Origin of the sequence: Xanthomonas sp. NCPPB 2586 (assembly GCF_041475775.2) — a bacterium.
Taxonomy (GTDB): Bacteria; Pseudomonadota; Gammaproteobacteria; order Xanthomonadales; family Xanthomonadaceae; genus Xanthomonas; species Xanthomonas campestris.
The window spans coordinates 751,093-773,808 of sequence record NZ_CM192981.1 but is presented as its reverse complement, the minus strand read 5'-3'; the positions used below and the strand labels follow the sequence as shown (position 1 = coordinate 773,808).

General features: G+C 66.4%; 16 protein-coding genes and 1 other RNA gene. 4 read left to right on the top strand and 13 right to left on the bottom strand.

The window, feature by feature from the left end; all coding sequences use genetic code 11:
* Nucleotides 1-71 precede the first annotated feature (71 nt).
* The 3 genes from ACCQ09_RS03330 to ACCQ09_RS03320 form a co-directional block, all read right to left on the bottom strand.
* Nucleotides 72-512: a hypothetical protein gene (locus ACCQ09_RS03330; protein ID WP_228428301.1), complete on the bottom strand. Its 441-nt coding sequence runs from the start codon at nucleotides 510-512 to the stop codon at nucleotides 72-74.
* Nucleotides 513-838: 326 nt separating this feature from the next.
* Nucleotides 839-2,932, bottom strand: a complete 2,094-nt coding sequence (locus ACCQ09_RS03325) for a prolyl oligopeptidase family serine peptidase (protein ID WP_228428302.1) — start codon at nucleotides 2,930-2,932, stop codon at nucleotides 839-841.
* A 69-nt stretch (nucleotides 2,933-3,001) separates the two neighbouring features.
* Nucleotides 3,002-3,313, bottom strand: coding sequence for a membrane protein (locus tag ACCQ09_RS03320; RefSeq protein WP_011038599.1), 312 nt, complete (start codon nucleotides 3,311-3,313; stop codon nucleotides 3,002-3,004).
* Between the two features lie 668 nt (nucleotides 3,314-3,981).
* Between ACCQ09_RS03320 and ACCQ09_RS03315 the strand changes: the two genes are divergently transcribed.
* Together ACCQ09_RS03315 and ACCQ09_RS03310 are read left to right on the top strand one after the other, a co-directional pair.
* A complete protein-coding gene (locus ACCQ09_RS03315) occupies nucleotides 3,982-4,551 on the top strand; it encodes a lipocalin family protein (protein WP_011038600.1) in 570 nt (189 codons plus the stop codon).
* A gap of 120 nt (nucleotides 4,552-4,671) precedes the next feature.
* Nucleotides 4,672-4,746, top strand: a non-coding RNA gene (locus ACCQ09_RS03310) — sX9 sRNA.
* 4 nt (nucleotides 4,747-4,750) lie between these two features.
* On the opposite strand, the gene ACCQ09_RS03305 is transcribed toward ACCQ09_RS03310, so the two are convergent.
* On the bottom strand, nucleotides 4,751-5,716 hold the full coding sequence (locus tag ACCQ09_RS03305) for a helix-turn-helix transcriptional regulator (RefSeq protein WP_011038601.1): 966 nt from the start codon (nucleotides 5,714-5,716) through the stop codon (nucleotides 4,751-4,753).
* 215 nt (nucleotides 5,717-5,931) lie between these two features.
* On the opposite strand from ACCQ09_RS03305, the gene ACCQ09_RS03300 reads away from it, so the two are divergent.
* A complete protein-coding gene (locus ACCQ09_RS03300) occupies nucleotides 5,932-6,732 on the top strand; it encodes a DUF481 domain-containing protein (protein WP_012437324.1) in 801 nt (266 codons plus the stop codon).
* Between the two features lie 562 nt (nucleotides 6,733-7,294).
* On the opposite strand, the gene hemC is transcribed toward ACCQ09_RS03300, so the two are convergent.
* From hemC to ACCQ09_RS03265, 7 genes are all read right to left on the bottom strand, one after another.
* A complete protein-coding gene (gene hemC / locus ACCQ09_RS03295) occupies nucleotides 7,295-8,209 on the bottom strand; it encodes a hydroxymethylbilane synthase (protein WP_040940578.1) in 915 nt (304 codons plus the stop codon).
* A gap of 30 nt (nucleotides 8,210-8,239) precedes the next feature.
* Nucleotides 8,240-8,980: a LytR/AlgR family response regulator transcription factor gene (locus ACCQ09_RS03290; protein WP_040942222.1), complete on the bottom strand. Its 741-nt coding sequence runs from the start codon at nucleotides 8,978-8,980 to the stop codon at nucleotides 8,240-8,242.
* A gap of 30 nt (nucleotides 8,981-9,010) precedes the next feature.
* Entirely contained in the window at nucleotides 9,011-10,066 is a 1,056-nt protein-coding gene (locus ACCQ09_RS03285; RefSeq protein ID WP_040940577.1) for a sensor histidine kinase, read from the bottom strand.
* Nucleotides 10,067-10,069: 3 nt separating this feature from the next.
* Nucleotides 10,070-10,738 carry an alpha/beta hydrolase gene (locus ACCQ09_RS03280; RefSeq protein ID WP_019237217.1) on the bottom strand — a complete coding sequence of 223 codons (669 nt, stop codon included), beginning with the start codon at nucleotides 10,736-10,738 and terminating at the stop codon, nucleotides 10,070-10,072.
* Between the two features lie 132 nt (nucleotides 10,739-10,870).
* Nucleotides 10,871-12,808, bottom strand: a complete 1,938-nt coding sequence (gene mdoH / locus ACCQ09_RS03275) for a glucans biosynthesis glucosyltransferase MdoH (protein ID WP_012437319.1) — start codon at nucleotides 12,806-12,808, stop codon at nucleotides 10,871-10,873.
* Between the two features lie 317 nt (nucleotides 12,809-13,125).
* Complete coding sequence (locus tag ACCQ09_RS03270; RefSeq protein WP_040940576.1) at nucleotides 13,126-14,964, bottom strand: SLC13 family permease; 1,839 nt, start codon at nucleotides 14,962-14,964, stop codon at nucleotides 13,126-13,128.
* 709 nt (nucleotides 14,965-15,673) lie between these two features.
* Nucleotides 15,674-17,323 (bottom strand): M28 family metallopeptidase, encoded by a 1,650-nt coding sequence (locus ACCQ09_RS03265; protein ID WP_040940575.1) that lies wholly within the window; start codon nucleotides 17,321-17,323, stop codon nucleotides 15,674-15,676.
* 226 nt (nucleotides 17,324-17,549) lie between these two features.
* Here ACCQ09_RS03265 and ACCQ09_RS03260 point away from each other — a divergent pair, with 226 nt between their 5' ends.
* Nucleotides 17,550-19,778: a TonB-dependent siderophore receptor gene (locus tag ACCQ09_RS03260; protein ID WP_228428303.1), complete on the top strand. Its 2,229-nt coding sequence runs from the start codon at nucleotides 17,550-17,552 to the stop codon at nucleotides 19,776-19,778.
* A gap of 36 nt (nucleotides 19,779-19,814) precedes the next feature.
* On the opposite strand, the gene ACCQ09_RS03255 is transcribed toward ACCQ09_RS03260, so the two are convergent.
* Both ACCQ09_RS03255 and ACCQ09_RS03250 read right to left on the bottom strand, forming a co-directional pair.
* On the bottom strand, nucleotides 19,815-20,795 hold the full coding sequence (locus ACCQ09_RS03255) for a GGDEF domain-containing protein (RefSeq protein WP_040942220.1): 981 nt from the start codon (nucleotides 20,793-20,795) through the stop codon (nucleotides 19,815-19,817).
* 237 nt (nucleotides 20,796-21,032) lie between these two features.
* A complete protein-coding gene (locus ACCQ09_RS03250) occupies nucleotides 21,033-22,520 on the bottom strand; it encodes a SulP family inorganic anion transporter (protein WP_040940574.1) in 1,488 nt (495 codons plus the stop codon).
* Nucleotides 22,521-22,716 lie beyond the last annotated feature (196 nt).

The following is a 22,716-nucleotide window of genomic DNA, read 5'->3' as shown; positions in this document are numbered from 1 at the left end:
GTGTGTTGGGAATTCGCGAAGCGCCAGACCCCAATTCGATGGGATCTGGCGGAAGCCGGCCTTGGAATTGACTAGCAATTGGCACCGATGCAAATCTTTCCCATTGACTGACCGCAGGTAGCCTTAGCTACGCATGCATAATCAGGATAATCTGGATCTTTGCTGGCATCCGGCCTGTATTCACCACTGATTGCATTTACGGGCTCCCGAGAATCGACGGACGACATGATCGCCTTGCTAAACCCATCTGACTGCCTCAACCCGGGAATAAGCGCGACTGTTGCCTGCTGGCCGAACAGCGATAGAACCTTATATGCCTCAAGCGCATTCAGTTCCATTTCCAAATCTTGATAGGAATAACTTGCCAAGCCGCTCTCTGAAAAAACAAGACTATTCAGAAATCGCTCTCTATTTGAAGGAGATAAATACTTCAGGGGCGATTGAGCCGGCATAAATTTTAGATATTCCTGCAGTTCCGCTCGAGAGCGTATTGGAGCGACTTCCTGTTCCAATAGCCTCCGATCCATGGATGTATCTAAAGCGTTGTTAGACAAACTTACATTTTGAGCAATGACACCTGAAGCGATGAAAAAAAAAGCATGCTCCCACTGCGATATTCAGGATTTTCATAATAGCTCCTATCAAGGGATTTTTATTTTGCAGCATTCTCCTCTGGAGATAGAGGGGAGGTGGACTCGGGACGCCTCACAGCGACGCGCCCCATTATTTTTTACACCCGATGCACAAAGGACGCAATCACCATTGAGTTCGCATATTTTTGAATATTTTGATAGTGGTGGAAAGCTAGCCTTATCCCCGCATGGTGGGCATGGACGCCTCAATCCGCTAAACGCTCCCACAGGAAGCTGTAGGCCAGCGCCGACATATGCGCCGCCTGCGCATTGTTGGCTGCGCCGCCATGGCCGCCTTCGATGTTCTCGTAGTAGGTCACGTCCTTGCCAGCCTCGATCATCTTGGCGGCCATCTTGCGCGCGTGGCCAGGATGCACGCGGTCATCGCGCGTGGAGGTCAGGAAGATCACCGGCGGGTAGGTCTTCTTCGGATCGAACAGGTGATACGGCGAGAAGGTCTGGATGAATTTCCAGTCGTCGGTGTCAGGATTGCCGTACTCGGCCATCCACGAGGCACCGGCCAGCAGATGGCTGTAGCGCTTCATGTCCAGCAGCGGGACTTGCACCACCACCGCGCCGAACAGTTCCGGATACTGGGTCAGCATGTTGCCGGTCATCAGACCGCCGTTGCTGCCGCCCTGCACGCCCAGGTGCTTGGTCGAGGTGATCTTGCGCGCAACCAGATCCTTGGCCACCGCAGCCATGTCTTCATAGGCCTTGTGGCGGTTCTGCTTGAGCGCGGCCTGGTGCCAGCGTGGGCCATATTCGCCACCGCCGCGAATGTTGGCCACCACGTAAACGCCGCCCTTCTCCAGCCAGGCACGGCCGAGGGCGCCGGAATAATTCGGCGTCATCGAGATCTCGAAACCGCCATAGCCGTACAGCAGGGTCGGCGCGCTGCCATCGAGCTTGAGATCCTTTGGCCGCACCAGGAAGTACGGCACGCGGGTGCCATCCTTGCTGGTGGCAAAGTGCTGCTCGATGCTGTCCTTGCCGGCATCGAAGAACGCCGGCATGGTCTTCAGCGGTTGCGGCGCAGTGCCCACGTCCACCCACGACAAGGTGGTGGGCGTGAGGTAGTCGGTGGCGGTCAGCCACAACGCATCGCTGTCATCGCTGTCCACGGCGCCGACATCCACGGTACCAAAGGCTGGTGCACCGACAAAGGCGCTTTTCTTCCAGCCATCCTGCGAGGGCGTGACCACGCTCAGGCGGTTCTTGACGTCCTCCAGCACGTTCAACACCAGGTGCGAGCGCGTCCAGGTCATGCCGGCCAGCGAGGTGGTGTCGGTGGGCTCGAACAGCACATCGAAGTCGCGCTTGCCCTGCATGAAGGCATCAAAGCGCGTGGCCAGCAGCGAGCCGGCCTTGTAGGTCTTGCCACCCACCGTCCACGGCTCGCGCAGCTCCAGGGTGAGCCACTCGCGCTTGACGCTCTTGTTGGCGGAGTTCGGCGCATCCACCTTTACCAGCGCGCCATCGGCCTTCTTGAAATACAGCTCGTCGTTGTAGAAGGCCAGCGTGCGGCTGACGAAATCACGCTCGAATCCAGGCGTGTCGTCGTGCATCGCCATGATGTACATGTCGGTGGGCTTGCCCTCGTACACCACCTTGGCCGTGCTCAGCGGCGTGCCGCGCTTCCACTGCTTGGCAATACGCGGGTAGCCGGAGCTGGTCATCGCGCCGGCGCCGAAATCGGTATAGACGTAGACGGTGTCCTGATCGATCCAGCCCAGCCCGCCCTTGGCTTCGGGGCGGAAGAACCCGTCCTTGACCCACTGCTTGGTGGACAGGTCGAACTCACGCGTCACGTCCGCGTCGGCACCGCCGCGCGACAGCGCGATCAGGCAGCGCTGGTAGCCCGGGCGCAGGCAATCGGCGCCGTGCCAGACCCAGTTCTCTTTCTCGGCCTTGTTGAGCGCATCCAGGTCCAGCACGGTTTCCCACTTGGGCGCCGCCTTGCGGTATTCGTCCAGCGTGGTGCGCCGCCACAGGCCGCGCTCGTGCTGCTTGTCCTTCCAGAAGTTGTAGTAGTACGGGCCGATCTTCTGCACGGCGGGAATCTTGGCATTCGAGTCGAGCACCTCGCGGATACTCGATTCCATCTGCTTGAAGGCCGGGGTCACTGCCAGCCGCGCCTCGGTCTTGGCGTTCTGCGCCTTGACCCAGTCCAGCGGCTTGGCGCCGGTGACATCTTCCAGCCAGGCATACGGATCATTGGACACGGCGGTTTCCTCTGCAGAGACGGCGCCAGCAGTGATCAGGCCGGCAACCAGGCAGATCGAGGCGAATTTGGACATGGGGGTTCCCTAAGAAAAGCGAGCCGCCGGACCGTAACATAGCCGTTCGGCGGCTTCCCCTGCCGAAGGTCAGGCCGCGCGCACCTGCGTCGCCGTGCGCGAACCCACGCGACGGCGCTGCGCCTGCGGCCCCCGCCGCCGTGTTCTTGCTGGCCGCTCGCCCCGGCGCGGCAATGCCGGCACGGCGAACCGGTACAGGCTCCACCACGCCAGCATCGGCATACCAACCAGCCACAGCGGCAACCAGCCGATCCACTCGCTGTGGCCGCGCGCCGCCGGCCACACCAGCACCAGGGCCAGCCCGGCCAGGGCGACCTGACGCACCGGACGCAGCACGCGTGGGTCGGGAGTTTCGGAACGACGGGAAAGGCGATGCGACATGGCGGCACTCCGTGGCGGGATGGATGAGGACAGGCCGGCAGAATTGCCTGCGGCCATCTCACCGGCTGCGACCTGTGCGACACCGGTGACGCGCTGCCGTTTCGCGTGTGTGGCTGGCTGGCGGCGGCGCTGCGCGCTGCTCGTTCGCGGCTGGGGCCCGCGGTGTTCCCGCCGCCGCTGCGCCACTGATGGACTTCCGCCGTGCGTAGGCCGCGCAACGCCGAGCAAGCCTGGTTGGACCAGCACTCGCGCGGTTTCCGGTTCCGGCACCAACCGCACACCACGGCCGTTACCCACGCGTCGCCAGTAGCGCAGTTTTACCTAAGTGCCGCAATGCGCAGGGCCATCCAAGACAGGCGGCGGCTGGCCCCAGCACTGGCGCTGTCCCACTGCATGCATCAACCGCCCCCAGCCCTCCCCAACGCGTCGCCGTCACGCGGGCTGATCAGCCAGATCAAGCTGATGCGGCATGCGCAGCTGCATCCACCGGCCCGCGGTCAGCGCCGCCACTGTCGCGGCTCCGTCATCTGGCTGCCGTCCACTGGGCCGGCTGCACGCGCGCCCGGCCGGTCCAGCGGCGTTTGTCGACGCCAGGCGCAACCGTTGACGCGAACTTGCCCCCTGCATGCGGTAGTGTGCTGACCCAACTGACCCTCTGTGACTTTGCGATGCGCCTGACCGTTTCGATCGCCCTCGCTTTCCTGCTCGTGCTTGGCCTGCCCACGGCGCAGGCCAAGGACACACCGACCACGGAGCGGCCGATCGACCTGTCCAAGATCATGGGCACCTGGTATGTGATTGCGCGCATGCCCAACCCGGTCGAGCGCGGCCATGTCGCCAGCCGCGACGAATACACCCTGGTGGAAGACGGCAAGGTGGCGGTGCGCTATCGCTACCGCGAAGGCTTCGAGGAGCCGGAAAAGGAAGTCAACGCGCGCGCCTCGGTGGACGCGGACAGTGGCAACCGCGATTGGCGGGTGTGGTTCTACAAGGTCATTCCGGCCAAGCAGCGCATCCTGGAAATTGCGCCCGACGGGTCGTGGATGCTGATCTCCTACCCCGGCCGCGACCTGGCCTGGATCTTCGCGCGCAAGCCGGACATGAGCCGCGACCAGTACCGCACCCTGGTCAACAAGATGCGCGACGACTACGCCATCTACACCGACAAACTCAAGCGCGTGCCGCAGCTGCCCGAACAAGTAGGCCGGCTGGGCTTCGAAGTCCCCGACAAGCGCTGATTGGCGCCCGCGCACGCGGCCATGCCAGCGTGCGCTCCCCGGCGTTGCCCGCCGGGCTTGGAGCCGCGATCAAAACGACTGCGCAGCCGCCAGGGCGCGCGGCCGGTGCTCGAAACCGGCATGTATCCACGTACGGTCCGGTTCTTCCGCGCCGCCCGCACCCACCTGACAACTGCCCGCTACGTTCCGTTAGCCGCGCTTAGTCGTAATTACTCAACGCCAGCGATAGCAGCGATTTGGCCTGCTCGCGCAACGACATCGGCTCGACGATTTCCGCGTCCGAGCCGTAGTGCAGCACATCCATCAGCAGCTCGCGCGAGACGCTGTACGGCACCTTCAGTTCGTAACGGCCGTCGGGCAGGAAGCGCCCTTGCTGCTTGGAATGCCAGTGCTCGTCGGCCACCCAGCGCGCGGCCTTGGCGCTGAACACGATGGTGGCCCAGCCCTTGGGCGCGCCCGAAAAAATGCCGTAGCTGGCGCCCAGCTGCGCATCCAGTTCGCTGTCGGGCACGTCGCGCGCGGTGGTATCGATGATGCGCGCGTGGTTGATACGGTCCACCGCAAAGCTGCGCACGCCCTCGCGGCCGTGGTCCCACGCATCCAGGTACCAGTTGTCGCGGTAATGGGTAATGCGCTGCGGCGACACCGTGCGCTTGGTCGATTCGTCGGTGGAGCGGGCGCGGTAGTCGAAACTCAACTGCTTGCGCTCCAGCACCGCCGAAGCCACGCTGCGGAAGCTGGCTTCGTCGAGCTTGCGGCCGCGGTGCGGGATCACCCGGACCCGGTCCACCGGCCACTGCGAGACGCCGGCCTGGGCGGCGAGCAGGCCTTCGATCCGCTGCTGTAGCGGTGCCAGCATCGAGGACAGCACGCCGCCGCCCGTCCGCGACAGCAGCTGCTGCGAGGCCAGCAAGGCGTGCAGTTCTTCGGAACTCAGCCACAGGCCCGGCAGCTCGAAGCGGTCGCTTTCGCCAGACAGATAGCGGAAGCCGGATTCGCCGTCGCCCTCCACCGGGGCCATCAGCGCATCGCGCAGAAAGGCCAGGTCGCGGTAAACGGTGGCGCGGGAACAGCTCAGCTCATCTTGCAGGCGCGCCACCGTGACCGGGTAGCGGGCCGACTTGAGCAGGCGATGCAGGGCGTTGATACGTTCGTAGCGGTCCATGCGCTGATTATGTCCGAGTCTTCGCGCGGCGGGGTGAGCATCCACGCCCCGCGCAAGGCCTGCCTACCCGGCTTGGCGCAGGGCGCGCGGCGCGCCGATCGCCCGAACCGCCAATGAAGCGCGGCTTCACCCGGTCCTGACGCGGTCGCCCAGTCCGTTATCATGAAATCGCTTTCACCTCTCTGCCCTCCCTTTCGTCTCCAAGAGTGCCGCCCATGTCACGCCGTGCCCCGTTGTCTGCCCTGTTGCCGCTGTTGTTGATCACGCCCACCGTCTGGGCCCAGGCGGTCGCACCGGCGCCGGCAGACCCGGCCGCTGCCTTGATGCCCTCCCCCTGGAGCGGCAGCAGTGGCGAGCTCGGCTATGCGTCCGCGCACGGCAACAGCACCACCGACAGCCTCAACGGGCGCATCCGCCTGCGCTACACCGATGGCGACTGGATCCATAGCCTGGATGCCACCGCGCTGCGCTCGAGCTCGGAATACACCAATACCAACGACGACGGCAGCGTGACGCGCGAGCGCCAGACCACCGCCGAGCGCTACACCGGCAGTGCCGGCAGCGCGCTGCAGCTGGGCGAACACCGCCAGCTCACCGCGACCGGCCGCTACGAACACGATGACTTCGCCACCTACGACCGCCTGGCCACCTTTGGTATCGGTTATGGCACGCGCCTGATCGATGCCGATCGTTTTTATCTGGACGCGCAGATCGGCCCGGGTATCCGCCGCGCGCACAACAGCGACGACGACCGCAACGAGACCGGGCTGATCGGCCGTGGTCTGTTCGACCTGAAATACACCGTCACCGACAACACCGATCTGATCAACACGCTGCTGGTGGAATCGGGCGAATACAACACCTACGCGCAGAACGATTTCGGCGTGCAAGTCAGTATGAATTCGCACTTCGCACTCAAGGCCGCCTGGCAGATGCGCCACAACAGCGACGTCAGTGAGGGCGACAAGAAGACCGACACGCTGACCACGGTGAACCTGGTCTACACGTTCAAGTAAGCAATCGCATTTCGTAGGAGCAGCGTTGGCTGCGAGGGTTTTTATCGATTACGTGCAGGTGTTATCGGTAACGCGTTCGCGGCCAAGGCCGCTCCTACGAGATGGCTGGCGGCTTGCAGCGCCGCGGCAGCTACGGTGGCGCTCCTCGGGTACGCCATCGGCGATGACGTGATGTCCTAGGCAAATCTCTGCATCTCGCCATCAGCCATGCAGCAACAATGAACCGCTGGCGTAGGAGCGGCCTTGGCCGCGAGGGCTCTGCCGATCAGGTGTCAGCGTCGGTGTTATCGGTAAAGCGTTCGCGGCCAAGGCCGCTCCTACGAGTTGGCTGGCGGCTTGCAGCTCCGCGGCAGCTGCGCAGCGCGCGCTTCGAACAAGCGATCGGCGATGCCGCCGATGTCTTGGGCAGGGCTGCGTCTCGTCATCGGCCATGCATCAGCCATGGACCGCTAGCGTAGGAGCGGCCTAGGCCGCGAGGGCCCTGCCGATAAGTGCCAGTGCCAGCGTCAGCGTGATCGGTAACGCGTCGCGGCCAAGGCCGCTCCTACGGTCTGGCTAGCGCTTACAGCTCCGCCAGCAGCTGTGCGGCGCCCTTTTCGAACAGGCCGTCGGCGACGCGGCGGCCGAGGTCTTCGGTGGCGTCAGGGCTGCCCTGCGCCTCGGCGTGGATCAGGCGGCCGTCGCTGGCACTGCCCACCATGCCCTGCAGGAACAGGTCCTCGCCTTCCAAGCGCGCGAAGGCGGCCACCGGCACGTGGCAACTGCCGTGCAGGGCGCGATTCATCGCGCGCTCGGCCTCCACGCAGGCACGCGTGCGGCCAGCATCCAGCACTGCCAGCAGGTCGTGGATGCGGGCATCGTCGCCGCGGCATTCCACCGCCACCGCGCCTTGCGCCGGGGCCGGCAGCCACTCCGGTGCGTCCAGCCGCGCAGTGATGCGGGCTTCCAGGCCCAGCCGCTGCAGGCCGGCGCAGGCCAGCACGATGGCGTCGTAGCCGCCGTTGTCGAGCTTGGCCAGGCGGGTGTTGACGTTGCCGCGCAGGTCGATCAATTCCAGGTCCGGGCGCGCAGCGCGCAACTGCGCCTGGCGGCGCAACGACGAGGTACCCACGCGTGCGCCCAGCGGCAGGGCCTGCAAGGTGGCGTAGAGGTTGGACACCAGCGCATCGGCCGGGTCGCCGCGTTCCAGGATGGCCGGCAGCACGAACGGCGCGTCCAGCTCCATGGGCACGTCCTTGAGCGAGTGCACGGCGCAATCGGCATCGCCACGCAGCATGGCCAGCTCCAGCTCCTTGAGGAACAGGCCCTTGCCGCCGATGGCGGCCAGCGAGCGGTCCAGCACTTCATCGCCGCGGGTGCTCATCGGCACCAGCACGACCTCCAGCCCGGGGTGGTGCTGGCGCAGCGCGGTGGCGACGTGTTCGCTCTGCCAGAGGGCAAGCGGGCTCTTACGGGTGGCGATGCGCAGCGTGGTCATGCCGCCATTATCGCGGACACGACGCCCAACTCATACCTGGCGCAGTTGTTCGCGCAGGCTGGCCACACAGCGCCGGCTCACTTCCAGGGTCTGCGGCACGTTGCGCAGCACCGCATGCACCTGGCCATCGCCGCTGCGGCGCAGTTCCACCAGCTCCTCGCGGGCGACCAGGCAATTGCGGTGGATGCGCACCAGGCGCTCGGCGAATTCGTCTTCCAGCGATTTGAGCGACTCTTCGATGAGGTCCTCGCCCCGGGCGTGGTGGACGATGACGTACTTCTCCTCCGCCTGCAGATAGCGGATGTCCTGGATCGCGATCAACCGCAGGCTGCCGCGCAGCCGCGCGCACAGGTGGGTGCGCAGCGGCGCGGCCGGCGCGAGGCTGGGGGTGCGCCCGGCCAGGTAGGTCGCCACGCGTTGCAGCGCGGCAGCAAGGCGCTCGGGGCGCACGGGTTTCATCAGGTAGTCCAGTGCGGCCGCATCGAAGGCCGACAGTGCGTGCTGGTCGTAGGCGGTGCAGAACACCACCGCCGGCGGTTGCGGGCGCTGGCGCAGCAGGCGCGCGGTTTCCAGGCCGTCGACCCCGGGCATGGCGATGTCCAGCAGCACCAGGTCCGGTTGCTGCTGCTCGCACAGCCGCAGGACCTGCTCGCCGTTCTCGGCCTCGCCCACCACCTGCACATGCAGATGCTCGCCCAGCAGCAGGCGCAGGCGCTCGCGCGCCAGTGGCTCGTCATCGGCGATCAGGACCCGCACTTGCGTGGCCGTCATGGACATCCCCCTCGCTGAAGTGATTCCCCCTCACTTCAACGGTAATGTGATCTCGCAGGCATAGTAGCCCTCCGACCAGCCGGCCGCCATCCGTGCCCCGGCACCGAATTGAAACGCCAACCGGTGCGAGATGCTGGCCTGGGCATGCCCGGCGCCCGCCACCACCAGCGGCGCCTGAGTGCCGGGCTGCGGTGCCGGATTGACGATGCGGATCTGCAACTGGCTACCGCGCTGCCGCAGCGACAGGTACAAGGTGCCGCCCTCGGGCATGCGCGACACCCCGTGCAGCACCGCGTTTTCCACCAGCGGCTGCAGCACCAGCCGCGGCATCGGCAATGCCCACGGCAGAGGTTCCTGCTTGTGCCAGCGCACCTGCAGACGATCGCCCAGGCGCAGCGATTCGATGGCCAGGTAACGCTCGGCCAGCTCGCATTCGGCGCGCAGCGTGGACACACCCTCGCCCGCCCCCAACGCGGCGCGGAACAGGTCCGACAGGTCCAGCACTGCCTGTTCGGCCACCACCGGGTCGCGCCGCAGCAGGCTGGCGATGAGGTTCATGCTGTTGAAGAGGAAATGCGGGCGGATGCGCGCCTGCAGCGCATCGGCTTCGGCGCGGGCGTTGGCCTGCACCTGCGCCTCCCAACGATCGCTGACGTAGAAATAGCGCAGCGCCAGCGCGGTGATCAGCACCACCGTGGCCGCACTGCCGAGCGTAAAACGCCAGAACCCGACCAGCGGGCCGAGCGGGGCCTGGTCGAGCACCGCGTACAGGCCATGCACGATGCCAGCACCCAGCATGGCGACCACTGCGGCGATCGACAACGCAGCCAGCCCGCCCAGCCGTGGCGGCAGCCGCGACAAGGACGGCCGCAGTACGCACAGCAGCACGCTCACCGCCAGGGCCAGCCACAGCGCCAGGCCGCTGGCCGAGACAAAGCGCGACAGCGTCAGGCTACGCGCGACGCCGGCTTCGGGCACCAGGGTCACCACCAGCACCACCAGCTCGGCCAGGCCGAGCATCGCGCCCAGGCGTGGCAGCCGGCACAGGTCCGGCATCCAGGCAATCTGCGGCGCGGTGTGGGCCATGGCTCAGACGGCGGTGAAGCGCGCCTGCATCCAGTCGCGCAGGGCGTCGATCTCTTCCACGCAGACCTGGTGGCCCATCGGGTAGCTATGCCATTCCAGCGTGAACCCCAGTGCCTGCAGGGCCTGCGCACTCTGTTCGCCGGCGCGGTAAGGCACCACCGGGTCGGCGCTGCCATGCGCCATGAACAGTGGTTGCGCCAGCGCGCCCGGCTGCAGTTGGCTGGCAGCGGCGGCCGGATCGGGCAGATAGGTGGACATGGCGATCAACCCGGCCAACGGCACGCGACGCTGCAGGCCCACTGCCAGGGTGACCGCGCCGCCTTGCGAGAAGCCGGCCAGCAGGATGCGGTCGGGCGCAATGCCGCGCGCCTGTTCGTTGGCAATCAAGGCCTCGACCTGGGCCACCGACTCGGCGATGCCGACCTTGTCCGCGCGCTGGGCAAAGTCCATGCCGACGATGTCATACCAGCCGCGCATGCGCACGCCGTTGTTGATGGTGATCGGGCGGATTGGCGCATGCGGGAACACGAAGCGCAGCGCCGGCCACTGCGGGCGCACCAGTTCCGGCACCATCGGCGCGAAGTCGCTGCCGTCCGCACCCAGGCCATGCAGCCAGATCACCGCCCACTGCGGGTTCGGTCCGGTCTCGCGTTCAATCACGTCCAGCATCATCCACCTTCCGGTGACAGGGCTGGGCATTATGCCTTGCGTCCCTGTGCGCTCAGCGCGCTGCGCGAGGCCGCCAGCAGCGCGGGGTGCTGCCTGCCAGCGAGCGCGGCCGCGGCGGCACGCGCCGTGGGCCGCTCAGATCAGCGGCGGTTCGAGCGCAGCGGCGCGACGCAGTTCGGACGCACGCACCAGCACCTTGGGCGGGTCGAGTTCTTCGGGGATGCAGAAGATGCCGGCGCGGCGCAGTGCCAGGCCGGTGCGGCGCAGCGAGGTCACTGCCACCACCGGGATCGACACCACCATGCCCACGATCACCGGCGCCATCCATGCCGCCAGCGACGGCGACACCAGGTAGGCCAGCGTGCCCATGAACAGGCCGAACACGCTCAGGCCGCCGTAGCTGCGGATCAGCGCCGGCCACGACAGCTTGCCGTCGTCGCGCACCTGCGCGTCCCAGCCCGAATCCTTGCCGGCCAGCACTTCGAACACGCCGCGCGATTGCAGGTACATCACCACCGGCGCCATCAAGGCCGCCAGCACGGTTTCCAGCAGGATGCTCAACGCGGCGCGGATCGCACCCCCGCAGGCGCGGCGTTCGCGCGGGTTGAGCAGCAAGGCGATGTAGCCAAGCAATTTGGGCGCGAGCAGCACGAACATGGTGCAGACGAAGATCCAGATCGCGTTGCCGTCGCTGCTGCCGTGCCAGTAGCGCGCCGGCGAGAACGGCAGGCCCTGCGCAAGATCGATGCCGGCGCCCGCCAGCGGAATGCCGATGCCCACCAGCATCAACATGCCCCACATCGGCGCGGTGAAGTAATGCCCGATGCCGATCATCATGTGCATGCGGCTGATCCAGTGCAGGCCCTTGGCGCCTACCACCTTGGCGTGCTGCAGGTTGCCCTGGCACCAGCGGCGGTCGCGGACCAGCAGGTCGGTGAGCGTGGGCGGGCCTTCTTCGTAGCTGCCCTGCAGGTACGGCACCATGTGCATGGCCCAGCCGCCGCGCCGCATCAGTGCCGCTTCGACAAAGTCATGGCTGAGCACATGGCCGCCGAAGGGCTTGCGCCCACGCAGCGACGGCAGCCCGGCGTGATCGGCAAACGCCTGGGTGCGGATGATCGCGTTGTGGCCCCAGTAATTGCTTTCCGCGCCATGCCACCAGGCCACGCCGAAGGCGATGATCGGCCCGTACACGCGGCCGCCGAACTGCTGCATGCGGGCGAACAGGGTCTGCCCGTTCACCACCGCCGGCAAGGTCTGGATCAGGCCCACGTCCGGGTTGTCTTCCATGCCGGCGACCAGGCGCACGATGGTGTCGCCGGTCATCACGCTGTCGGCGTCCAGGATCAGCATCTGCGGGTAGTTGCCGCCAAAACGGCGCACCCAGTCGGCCACGTTGCCGGCCTTGCGCGCGGCGTTGTCGGCGCGGCGGCGGTAGAAGATGCGGCCATGCCCGCCGACGCTGTCACACAGTTCGGCATACACCTGTTCTTCGGCGCGGCCGATGTGCTCGCGGGTGGTATCGCTGAGCACGAAGAAATCGAAGTGCTCCAGTTGCCCGGTTTCTGCCACTGATTCGTAGATCGCCTGCAGGCCGGCCAACAGGCGGCGCGGGTCTTCGTTGTAGGTGGGCATCAGCAACGCGGTGCGCGTGTGCAGGCTGGGCAACGGCGCATCCGGATCGATGCCGAGCTTGCGCCCGGCGCGTGCGACCACGGTGATGAAGCCGGCCACCGCGCTGGCGAAGGACATCGCAATCCAGGCAAACAGCAGCACGAACAGGCCCAGCAAACAGCCTTCCAGCACGCTGAAGCCGCCGGGCCACAGCACGCTGAGCATCACCCACACCGCCACCGCGGTGGCGGTCAGCGTGCCGCCGATCAGATAGAAGCGGCGCAGGCCGATGCCCATCGGCGAGGTGCGCTGGTGGCGTACCTGCAGGCTGCCTTCGCGCAGGGATTGTTCGGGCATTGCCAGCGGCGCTTCCGGCGGCAGCGTGGGCTGGCCGGCATCGAGGCTGGAGACGGGAGGTAGATCGGTTGGTGCAGGGGAAAGGGTCACGGTGCCGTCCATCAGGGCTGCCCGTCGCGCATCTGCGGCGACATTGCGGGCTGAAACGAGATGGCCAATGGCGTGCGCGGCAACGTTGCCACGCGCACCGTGTTACGGGCGATCCCGACGGTGTGCGACGACGTCGCAGTAGAACAACTCCAATGCACAAGCTCTCCTGGCTGCGACTTCACGTCGCAGCTCATCCTAAAGAATCGTTCGTTAAAGGAACCGAAGGCCACCGTTTGCGGCCTTCGCCCCTCCCGACGAGGACCGCGCGGCAGACTACGCCGCAGCGACCGAACGCTACCCCAACAGATTGCAGCCTGGCGCGCCGGCTGTCACGGCCAGGCGAAGGGCAGCAACGGCCCGCCCAGCCACAGATAGCGCGCCATCCATGCGGAGGCAAACGCGATCAACACCGTCAGCGGCACGCCCACGCGCAGGAAATCGGCAAACCGGTACTGGCCGGGATTGAGGATCAGCAGGTTGCCGTGGTGGCCGATCGGGGTGAGGAACGAGGCCACCGCGCCCATCGCGGTGCACACCACGAACGGAATCGGCGGCAATCCCAGCCCCTGCGCCAGGGCCAGCGCCACCGGCGTCAACAGCACCGTGGTGGCGGCATCGGACAACACCTGCGTGAGCAATGCGGCGGCGGCAAACATCAATAGCAGCAGGCTCAGCGGCGACAGGTCGTGCGCGTGCGCGAGCACATGCTCGGCCAGCCAGCGCGCGGTGCCGGTCTGATCCATCGCCATGCCGAGCGGAATCACCCCGGCGATCATCACGTAAATGCGCACGTCGATTTCGGCATAGGCCTGTTCGATGCTCACGCAACGGGTGAGCACCATGGCCACCGCGCCGAGCAGGAACGCGATATGCGGTGGCAGCCATTCGGCCGCGGCTGCCGCCACGGCGGCCAGCATGATGGCCATTGCCAACGGTGCGCGCCGGCGCCGGCTGCGGCGGCCGTCGAACGGCATCAGCATCAAGAAGCCGCGGTGCTGGGACAGTTGCTGGAAGGTGTGCTGACGGCCCCACAACACCAGCAGGTCGCCTTCCTGCAGCTGCAGCTCGGACAACTCGCCATGCAGCCAGCCTTCCTTGCGCCACAGCCCGACCACCACCACGCCCATGGTGTGCAGGAAATCGATGCGCGACACCGAGCGCCCGACGAATTCCGAATGCGGTGCCACCACCGCCTGCACCAGCTGCTCTTCGCCCAGTGCCTCGTGTGGACGCTGCGGGTCGGCGCGATCCTCGCGCGGCTGCTCGCCGTACTTGGCCACCGCATGCAACGACAAACCCGGCTCATCCTTGACCGAGGCGATCTCGTCCGGCGAGGCGCGCACCAGCAGCACATCGCCGGCGCGCAGCAGGCCCTCGTTGCTGCTGCGACGCCGGCGCATGCCGTTGCGCAACCAATCCACCACTTGCAGCCGTTCGGTGAACGCGGCCTCGAACTCGGCCAACGGCCGGCCCACCCAGGGCGCATCGGCGTCGACCAGCAGTTCGGTGTAATAGCGCTCCAGGCGCAGATAGTCCGCGCCGCCATCGTCTTCGCCCTGCCGCTTGGGCAGCAGCCAGCGCCCGGCGAGCATGTAGAGCATGCCCACGCCGACCAGCACCGCGCCGATCGGGGTGATGGCGAACAGGTCCAGACGCCCGTGGCCGCCGCGTTCCAGCGCGGCATTGGCGAGCAGAAAGGCCGGCGCGCTGATCAGGGTCAAGGTAGTGCCCAGCGAGGCCGCCAGCGACATCGGCATCAACAGCCGCGAGGCAGCCAGCTTCTGCTCGCGGGCCAGCCGCATCATCACCGGCAACATCATCGCGGTGATCATCAGATGGTGCGAAAACGCCGCCAGGGCCGCGGTGGCCGGCATGGTGACCGCGATGGCGCGCCACTCGCGCCCGCCGGCGGCGCGCCCGATCGCCGCGCCAATGCGGTCGGTGATGCCGGTGGCCGACAAGCCGGCCGACAACACGAACACCGCCGCGACAATGATCGCCGGCTCACTGGAAAACCCGGACAAGGCCTGGGTCGGGGTGAGGATGCCGGTGAGAGTCAACGCCAGCGTCGCCAGCATGGCCACCAGGTCGACCCGCAGCTTTTCGCTGATGAACAGCACCAGTGCCACCACAAGGATGACCAGAAACACGAGTTGCTGTTGTTCCATTCCACTCACCGCCTGCGATTGCGCCGACCTTACCTGAGCGCGGTGAAGGCGACATGCGCATGGTCACGTTTGGGAGCAACTGCCTGTGGGCGGGCGTGCTGCGGCAGTTGCCTCGTGTTTGCCGATGTCAGCGACTGCGCGGTGTCGATGGTGTGCTGCACGCATGCACCTTGGACAGATGTGGGTGTCGTGGGTGGGGCGTCATCCCTCACTACGTTGCGGTTGGGCTGGATAGTTGAGCGCGCAGGCCAGCTCATGCGCATGCTGCCGAGCGGCGGCGATGAGGATGCGCGCCACAATCCACTCACAACGGTGCTGTGGTTGTGCGGATGCCTTTCTCCAACGCTTGTTGCTTGGAGCCTGCTTGTTGTTCGGAGACTGCAGAACATGCGCGTGGCGGTAGCTCACTCGCCTGGGATGCATGCACCGAATCCCGGCCGTGCAATCGGCAGCGGTGGTAGCACGCGAACTACATTGCGGCGTCAGTTCTATTGCGGGAGCTGGCTTCGCCCGTGCGTCGCCATGCCACGCACGCCTGGGCCGATGCACACAGGACGGCTTCCCATTGCCGCACTGCGTGCTCCATCGCTGACGCAACCTTGCCTACCACTCCGCAACGCGCAGGCGAACTCTGCGCGCTACTGCCGGCGCAGTGAGCGCCGGCAGCCTACATCTCCACATAGTGACGCAGCAGCGTCGCTACACGGCGTTACTTACGCGCGTCCGCACTGGTGTCGCGGGTGGCGCGGAATTCCGAATCGCTGCTCCAGTTCGGCCAGGTACGCGCATCGGCAAGCTGCTGGCCCAGGGCGTAGAGGATGCCCAGATCGCGTGCGGCACCGGCGAAGGTCCAGTCCGGCTTCCACTCATCGCCCTGCTGGTGATAGCGCTTGGCGGTGTAGTCGTCCGATGCGGCCTTGCCTGCGGCCACGCCGCCCACTTCCCAATCCTGGCCGGCCGCATACGACAACGCCGGCACGCCACGCTTGGCGAAAGAGAAATGATCGGAGCGGAAGAAGTAGCCCGCCTCCGGCTTGGGATCGGGCGTGTAGCGCAGCTTCCACTGCCCGGCGACGGTCTTGAGTTGATCCAGCAACTCCAGCTTGGCGGTGCCGTAGATACCGAAATCGCGCGAGGGCACGAACGGGTTCATGCCGTCCATGTTGATCACCGCCACCGTGGTCGCCAGCGGGTACAGCGGCTTGGAGGCGTAGAACTCCGAACCGAGCAGGCCCTTTTCCTCGGCGGTGACCGCCAGGAACACCACCGAGCGCTCCGGCTTCGGCCCCTTGGCGAAGCCGCGTGCCAGCTCCAGCAATGCGGCCGTGCCGCTGGCGTTGTCCAGCGCGCCGTTGAAGATGGTGTCGCCGCGTGCATCGGGCTTGCCCACGCCGATGTGGTCCCAGTGCGCGCTGTAGATCAGCGTCTCGTCGGGATGGGTGCTGCCTTCCAGGCGAGCGACCACGTTGTGCGAGGTGATCACATCCGACTTGACCGTGTAGCTGGCACTCAAGCGTTGCCCCTTGAGTTCCACCGGCTTGAATGCGCGGGTCTGCGCCTGCTTCTTCAAGGTGTCGAAATCCAGGCCGGCCTGCGTGAACAGACGCGCGGCCAGATCACGCTGGACCCAGCCTTCCAAGGTGGGATGCGCGGCGCGCGGGTTGTCGCGCACCACATCGAACATGGTGTTGGTGTTGGAGCTGGCCACGGTGTCCCAGCCGTAGGAGGCCGGCGCGGTTTCATGCACCACCAGCACGCCGAGTGCGCCCTGGCGCGCACCCTCTTCGTACTTGTAGGTCCAGCGGCCGTAGTAGGTCATGCCCTTGCCATCGAAGGCGCCCTTGCCGGTCTCGAAATCCGGGTCGTTGATCAGCACCACGGCGATCTTGCCCTTGAGGTCGACACCCTTGAAGTCGTCCCAGTCGCGCTCCGGCGCCTTGACGCCATAGCCGACGAACACCAGCGGCGCGTTGGCGATATCGACCTTGGACGAGCCGTCCATTGCCGCGCGGATCGCGATCTCCTTGCCTTGGGTCAGGGTCTGCGGCGCGCTGCCGCCCTGCACTGCAATACGCGGCGTGCCCACGATATCGGCGCGCCGCAGCGGCACTGCCTGCGTCCACAGGCGCTTGCCATCGGCGAGATCGCCACCGGGCTGCAAACCGGCCGCGGCAAACTGCGTGCTCAGGTAGGCAATGGTCTTTTCTTCGCCGGCAGTGGCCGGGCCGCGGCCTTCATAGGCGTCGGAGGCCAGCTCCTTGACGTCACGCGAGATGCGCGCGCCATCGAATGTCGGCGTTGCCGCCATCAGTGCGGTGGAGACCGCCTTTGCCAGCATTCCCAGTCCAACTCGCTTCACTGCAGCACCCCGGTGTAATCAAAGACAGCCCCGGAGTGTAGGCCACCGCGCGGCGACGCCACGTGCCATTGGATGGGTTGCACAGCACGCACGTACTCGACGCCCGCGCGCAACTTTAATAATATTCATTCTCACTTACGCGTTGCGCAATGTGCCTGCCCCCTTGCGGCCGCAACGCCGTGCCTGGCGCATGCGCGTGCCCTCCCCTTCGTTGCCGAGTGTGTCCATGCCCGTTGCCCTGCTGCGCTCCGTGCGCGCCCACTCCCGCTTGTTGCTGGCGCTGCAGTGCGCCTGTGCGTTGTGTGCCACCGCCGCGCATGCACAGGACAATGCCCCCGCACCGACAGCGAACACGCTGGACCAGGTGCTGGTGACCGGCCGCACCGAGGGCTACCAGGTGCGGGGCACCAATACCGCCACCAAGTTGCCGCTGACGCTGCGCGAGACGCCGCAATCGCTGACGGTATTCACCCGCCAGCGCATCGAAGACTTCAACCTCATCACCATCGCCGAGGTGTTGCAGCAGACGCCAGGCGTCACCGTGCAGTCCTACGACAGCAACCGCACGCTGTTCGCTGCGCGCGGATTTGCGATCAACAACTTCATGTTCGATGGCGTGCCGACCAACTACACCACCGGCGCGGGCGGCAATTCGATCCTCAGCGACACCTCGATCTACGAGCGTATCGAAGTGGTGCGCGGCGCCAGTGGCCTGGTGACCGGCTCGGGTAATCCATCGGCCACCGTCAACATGGTGCGCAAGCGCCCCACCACGGAATTCCAGGCCAGTACCAGCCTCAATGTTGGCTCATGGGATTACCGCCGCGCCGAGCTGGACGTTGCCGGCCCGCTGACCTCCGGCGGGCGCGTGCGCGGCCGCGTGGTGGGCGCCTACACCGAAAAGGACAGCTGGGTGCGCTTCCAGCAGGACCGCTCGCCCAGCGTGTACGGCGTGCTCGAAGCCGACCTCACCGACAGCACGCGGCTGCGCGTGGGCATCGACCATCTCGCCACGCATTCCGATGGCGGTGCGTGGAGTGCCGCGCCGCTGTTCTTCAGCGATGGCACACCGGCACGGCTGCCGCGCTCCTACAGCGCCGCAGCACGCTGGAACCGGTGGGAGCGCGAAAGCACCAATGTCTTCGCAACGCTGGAACAGCAATTTGCCGGCGGCTGGAGCGGGCGGCTTGCCTACAACCATCGCGCCACCGATACCGACAGCCTGCTGTTTGCCGGCTCCAACAGCGCCTCGTTCGCCGATGCGCGCACCGGGTTGGGATTGCGCGTGTCCGACACCTACGGCGTGTCGGAAACCCGCGAGAACGCGCTGGATCTCTACGCTTCCGGCCAGTTCCAGTGGTTGGGCCGTGCGCACGAGCTGGTGGTCGGCGCCAATCACTACGACCGCGATCTCGGCACGCTGCGCACCGCCATCACCGCGCGTCCTTACAGCCTGACCGCCTTCCCCAGCATCTTCGACTGGAATGGCGATGTGGGCCGGCCGACCACCACCAATGCCGGCATCCCCAGCAGCATCACCAACACGCAGGAAACCGGCTATTACGCGGCCGTGCGGCTCAATCCCACCGATGCGTTGAAGCTGATCGGCGGTGCGCGGTATTCCAGCTGGAACACCGCCACGGACAACTATTCGCCGGCCAATCAGTTCACCGGACGCAGCACCGACTACGACGCCGATGCGCTCACCCCGTACCTGGGCGCGATCTACGACCTGAGCCGGCACCTCTCGGCGTTTGTGTCGTACTCGGATGTGTTCCAGGCACAGAACCTGCGCGACCGCACCAACCAGCAACTGGATCCGGTGGTGGGTGCCAATCTCGAGTACGGCTTCAAGGGCGAGTTCTTTGGCGGTGCGCTCTACGCCGCGCTCAACGGCTTCCACATGCAACAGGACAACGTGGCCGAAATCGATCCGGAAGTGGCGCCCAACAGCCTGCCCGATGGCAGCTCTGCGTATCGCGCGGTGTCGGGCGTGGAAACCTGGGGCGGCGAGTTCGAAGTCTCCGGCGCGATCACCCCGGACTGGAGCATGACCGGCGGCTACACCTACGCCTACAGCACCGACCAGCGTGGCGCGCGGGTGTTCACCACCAGCCCGATGCACCTGGCGCGCTTCAACACCACCTACCGGTTCGGCGACTGGACCCTGGGCGGCGGGATCAGCTGGCAGAGCGCGGTGTATCAGAACCAGGCCATTCCCACCGGGCGCTTCACCGCGGCCGGCGCACCGATCACACGCAGCGGGCGGGTCACCCAGGGCGGCTATCTACTGGTGGATCTGATGGGCCGCTACCGCATCAACGAACAGCTGAGCGTGGGCGTGACGGTGACCAACCTGTTCGACAAGGTCTATTACCGCAACGTGGGCTTCTTCAATTCCGGCTATTGGGGCGAACCGCGGCGGCTGCTGTTCAACCTGCGCGCGAATTTCTGAGCGCATGGCGTGCCGTCAACGGCGCGCCATGCAGGCTCAGAACAGATCCACGCTACCGGTCTGCTGGTCCACCCGCTGCATCTGCCCGCTGGCGATCAGTTCGCTGTACACCGCCGCGCGGTTGCGGCCGTGCTGCTTGGCCCAGTACAGCGCCTTGTCGGCTTCGTCCAGCATCTGGCTGATCAGCCGGCCATCGCTGAGTTCGACGATGCCGGTGCTCAGGGTCACCGTGCCCACTTGCGGGAAACTGTGCTCGGCCACCGCGCGCCGGAAGCGCTCGAACAGGCTCACCGCGGTGTCGCGGTCCACCCCGCGCAGCACGATCACGAACTCCTCGCCACCGAAACGGAACAGCAGATCGTCCTGGCGGAAGCAGCGCTGCATCAGCTGGGCCACCAGCAGCAGCACCTCGTCGCCATACAAATGCCCGAAGGTGTCGTTGACGCGCTTGAAATGGTCGATGTCCACGATGCCCAGCCACACCGCGTTCTCCTGCGCGCCATCCGCGTTGGCGGCGAACAGGCGCAGGATCATGTCGTCGAAGGTCTTGCGGTTGCGCAGGCCGGTGAGTGCGTCGCGCTGGGCGTCGTCGAGCAGGCTGCGGTAGTTCTGGAAAAAGCGTGCAAAGCCCTGCAGCAAGAGCTGCTCGGCAGCGCCGGGGGCCTGCGTGCCACCCACGCGCAGACAGGTGCGGATGCCGCGCGCTTCCATCATCGGGTAGACCAGCAGCGCGCGGCCGTCGTGCTGCAGCTGCACCACTTCGCCCGGGCCGCGCACGCTCGCCAGCAGCGCGCGCGTGGCGGCGTCGTGGATCTCGGCCACCGTCAGCGACAGCCGGCCGTCCTCGCGCAACCGGGTTTCGGCCATGCTGCGGCCATCGGGGGCGATGCGCAGAAGCGACAATTCTTCAGCCGCACACACTTCGCGCACGGTGCGCAGCAGGGTGAGGTCGAGCAGATCGGCGTCGCGGATGGCGGTCAGGTCGACCATCCGCTCCAGCAGGGGCGCTTCGGTCATGGTGGCGGCACCGCACGCACCGCCGCCCGCCGGGAACACCGGTGGCAGGCAGGCTCAGGCCTGTGGCGGGTACGCACTGGCATCACGACAGATCACCGCAATCAGAGATGTCGGTTCATCGGCGTCTGGGGGGCGAACTTGAGTCCGCTGCCCGGCCCCGCTCAGCGCGCGGCCAGCAAGGTCAATCCCGTCGTTGCCGGCCCCTGACGCCGTGCGGCTGCAGGGGCCGAGCCTGGCTCAGGGCAGCGCCGATTCCAGCGCATCCTCGCCCAGGGCGTGGGCCTGCATCAGCCGCCGGCTGGCGGCATTCAGGCCCTGCACCTGGACCTGCAAACCATGGTGGCGCAGGCGCTGCACCACCTTGTCCAGCGCCGCCACCGCGGTGATGTCCCAGAAGTGCGCGCGGGTCACGTCGATGATGACCTGCTGGCCGGGCACGTCGCGGGCATCGAAGGCGTCGATGAACACATCGGCCGAGGCGAAGAACACCTGCCCGCGCACGCTGTAGGTGCGCAGCCCGTTGGCCGCGTCGCTGGGGACGATCTGCAGCAGCCCGGACACCTTGAAGGTGAAGAACACCCCGCTCAGCAGCACGCCCACCGCCACGCCAGCGGCCAGGTTATGGGTGGCCAGGGTCACTGCGACCGTGGCCAGCATCACCACGCTGGAGGTGCGCGGATGGGTGATCACGGTGCGCAGCGAGCGCCAGTCGAAGGTCTCGGCCGAGACCATCACCATGATCGCCACCAATGCCACCACCGGCACCTGCGACACCCACGGCTTGAGCAACACCATCAGGATCAGCAGGAACACGCCGGCAAACAGCGTCGACAGCCGGCCGCGGCCGCCGTATTTCACGTTGCCCACGGTCTGCCCGATCATGCCGCAGCCGGCGATGCCGCCGAACAGGCTGGCGGCCGCATTGGCCAGGCCCAGGCCGGTGCATTCGCGGTTCTTGTTGCTGGGCGTGTCGGTGAGTTCGTCGACCACGCGCGCGGTCATCATCGATTCGAGCAGGCCCACCATTGCAATGGCCAGCGCCGGCAGCGCGATGATGCGCAAGGTCTCCAGCGTCAACGGCACGCCGGGCCATTGCAGGAACGGCAGCGCGGTGGGCAGCTTGCCCAGGTCGGCCACGGTCTTCAGCGGCAGGTGCAGCGCGCTGCTGGCCACCGTGAGCAACAGGATGCACAGCAGCGGCGACGGAATGGCCGAGACACCGGGCAGCCGCAACCGCGGCAGGCCGTAGATGATGGCCAGGCCCACGCCCAGCGTGACCCAGGTGGTGGGGTTGGCGCCGAGCAGATGCGGCAGCTGCGCGGCGAAGATCAGCACCGCCAGCGCGTTGACGAACCCGGTCCGCACCGAGCTGCTGACAAAGCGCATCAGCACGCCCAGGCGCAGCAGCCCGAACACGATCTGCACCAGCCCGGCAAGCAGCCCGGCGGCGAGCAGATACGGCAGCCCGTGCGTGGCCACCAGCGGCGCAGCCACCAGCGCCACCGAGCCGGCGGCTGCGGAAATCATCGCCGGCCGTCCGCCACAAAAGGCGATCACGATGCCGATCACAAACGACGCGAACAAGCCGACCTGCGGGTCCACGCCTGCAACGAACGCAAAGGCGATGACTTCGGGAATCAGGGCGAACGTGGCAACGGCGCCAGCCATCAGTTCGCGCGCAGGCGAGGCGCGCCATTGCGCCAGTTCGGTGCGCAGGAAGGACATGGGGGGGACACTCCAGGGACAAGGACGACAGTCCTGCGGACAGTGCGCAGGGGGCACTAGTGTGCGGGAAAGCGACCGCTCCCGCAGCCGCGATGTGATCGGTGCGGCAATGGTGTTTTCTGTGGGGACGATCACGCCACCCGACGCGCGCACAGACCAAGATGCCCGCCTTACCGCGCTCGGTTGTCGAGCCCGG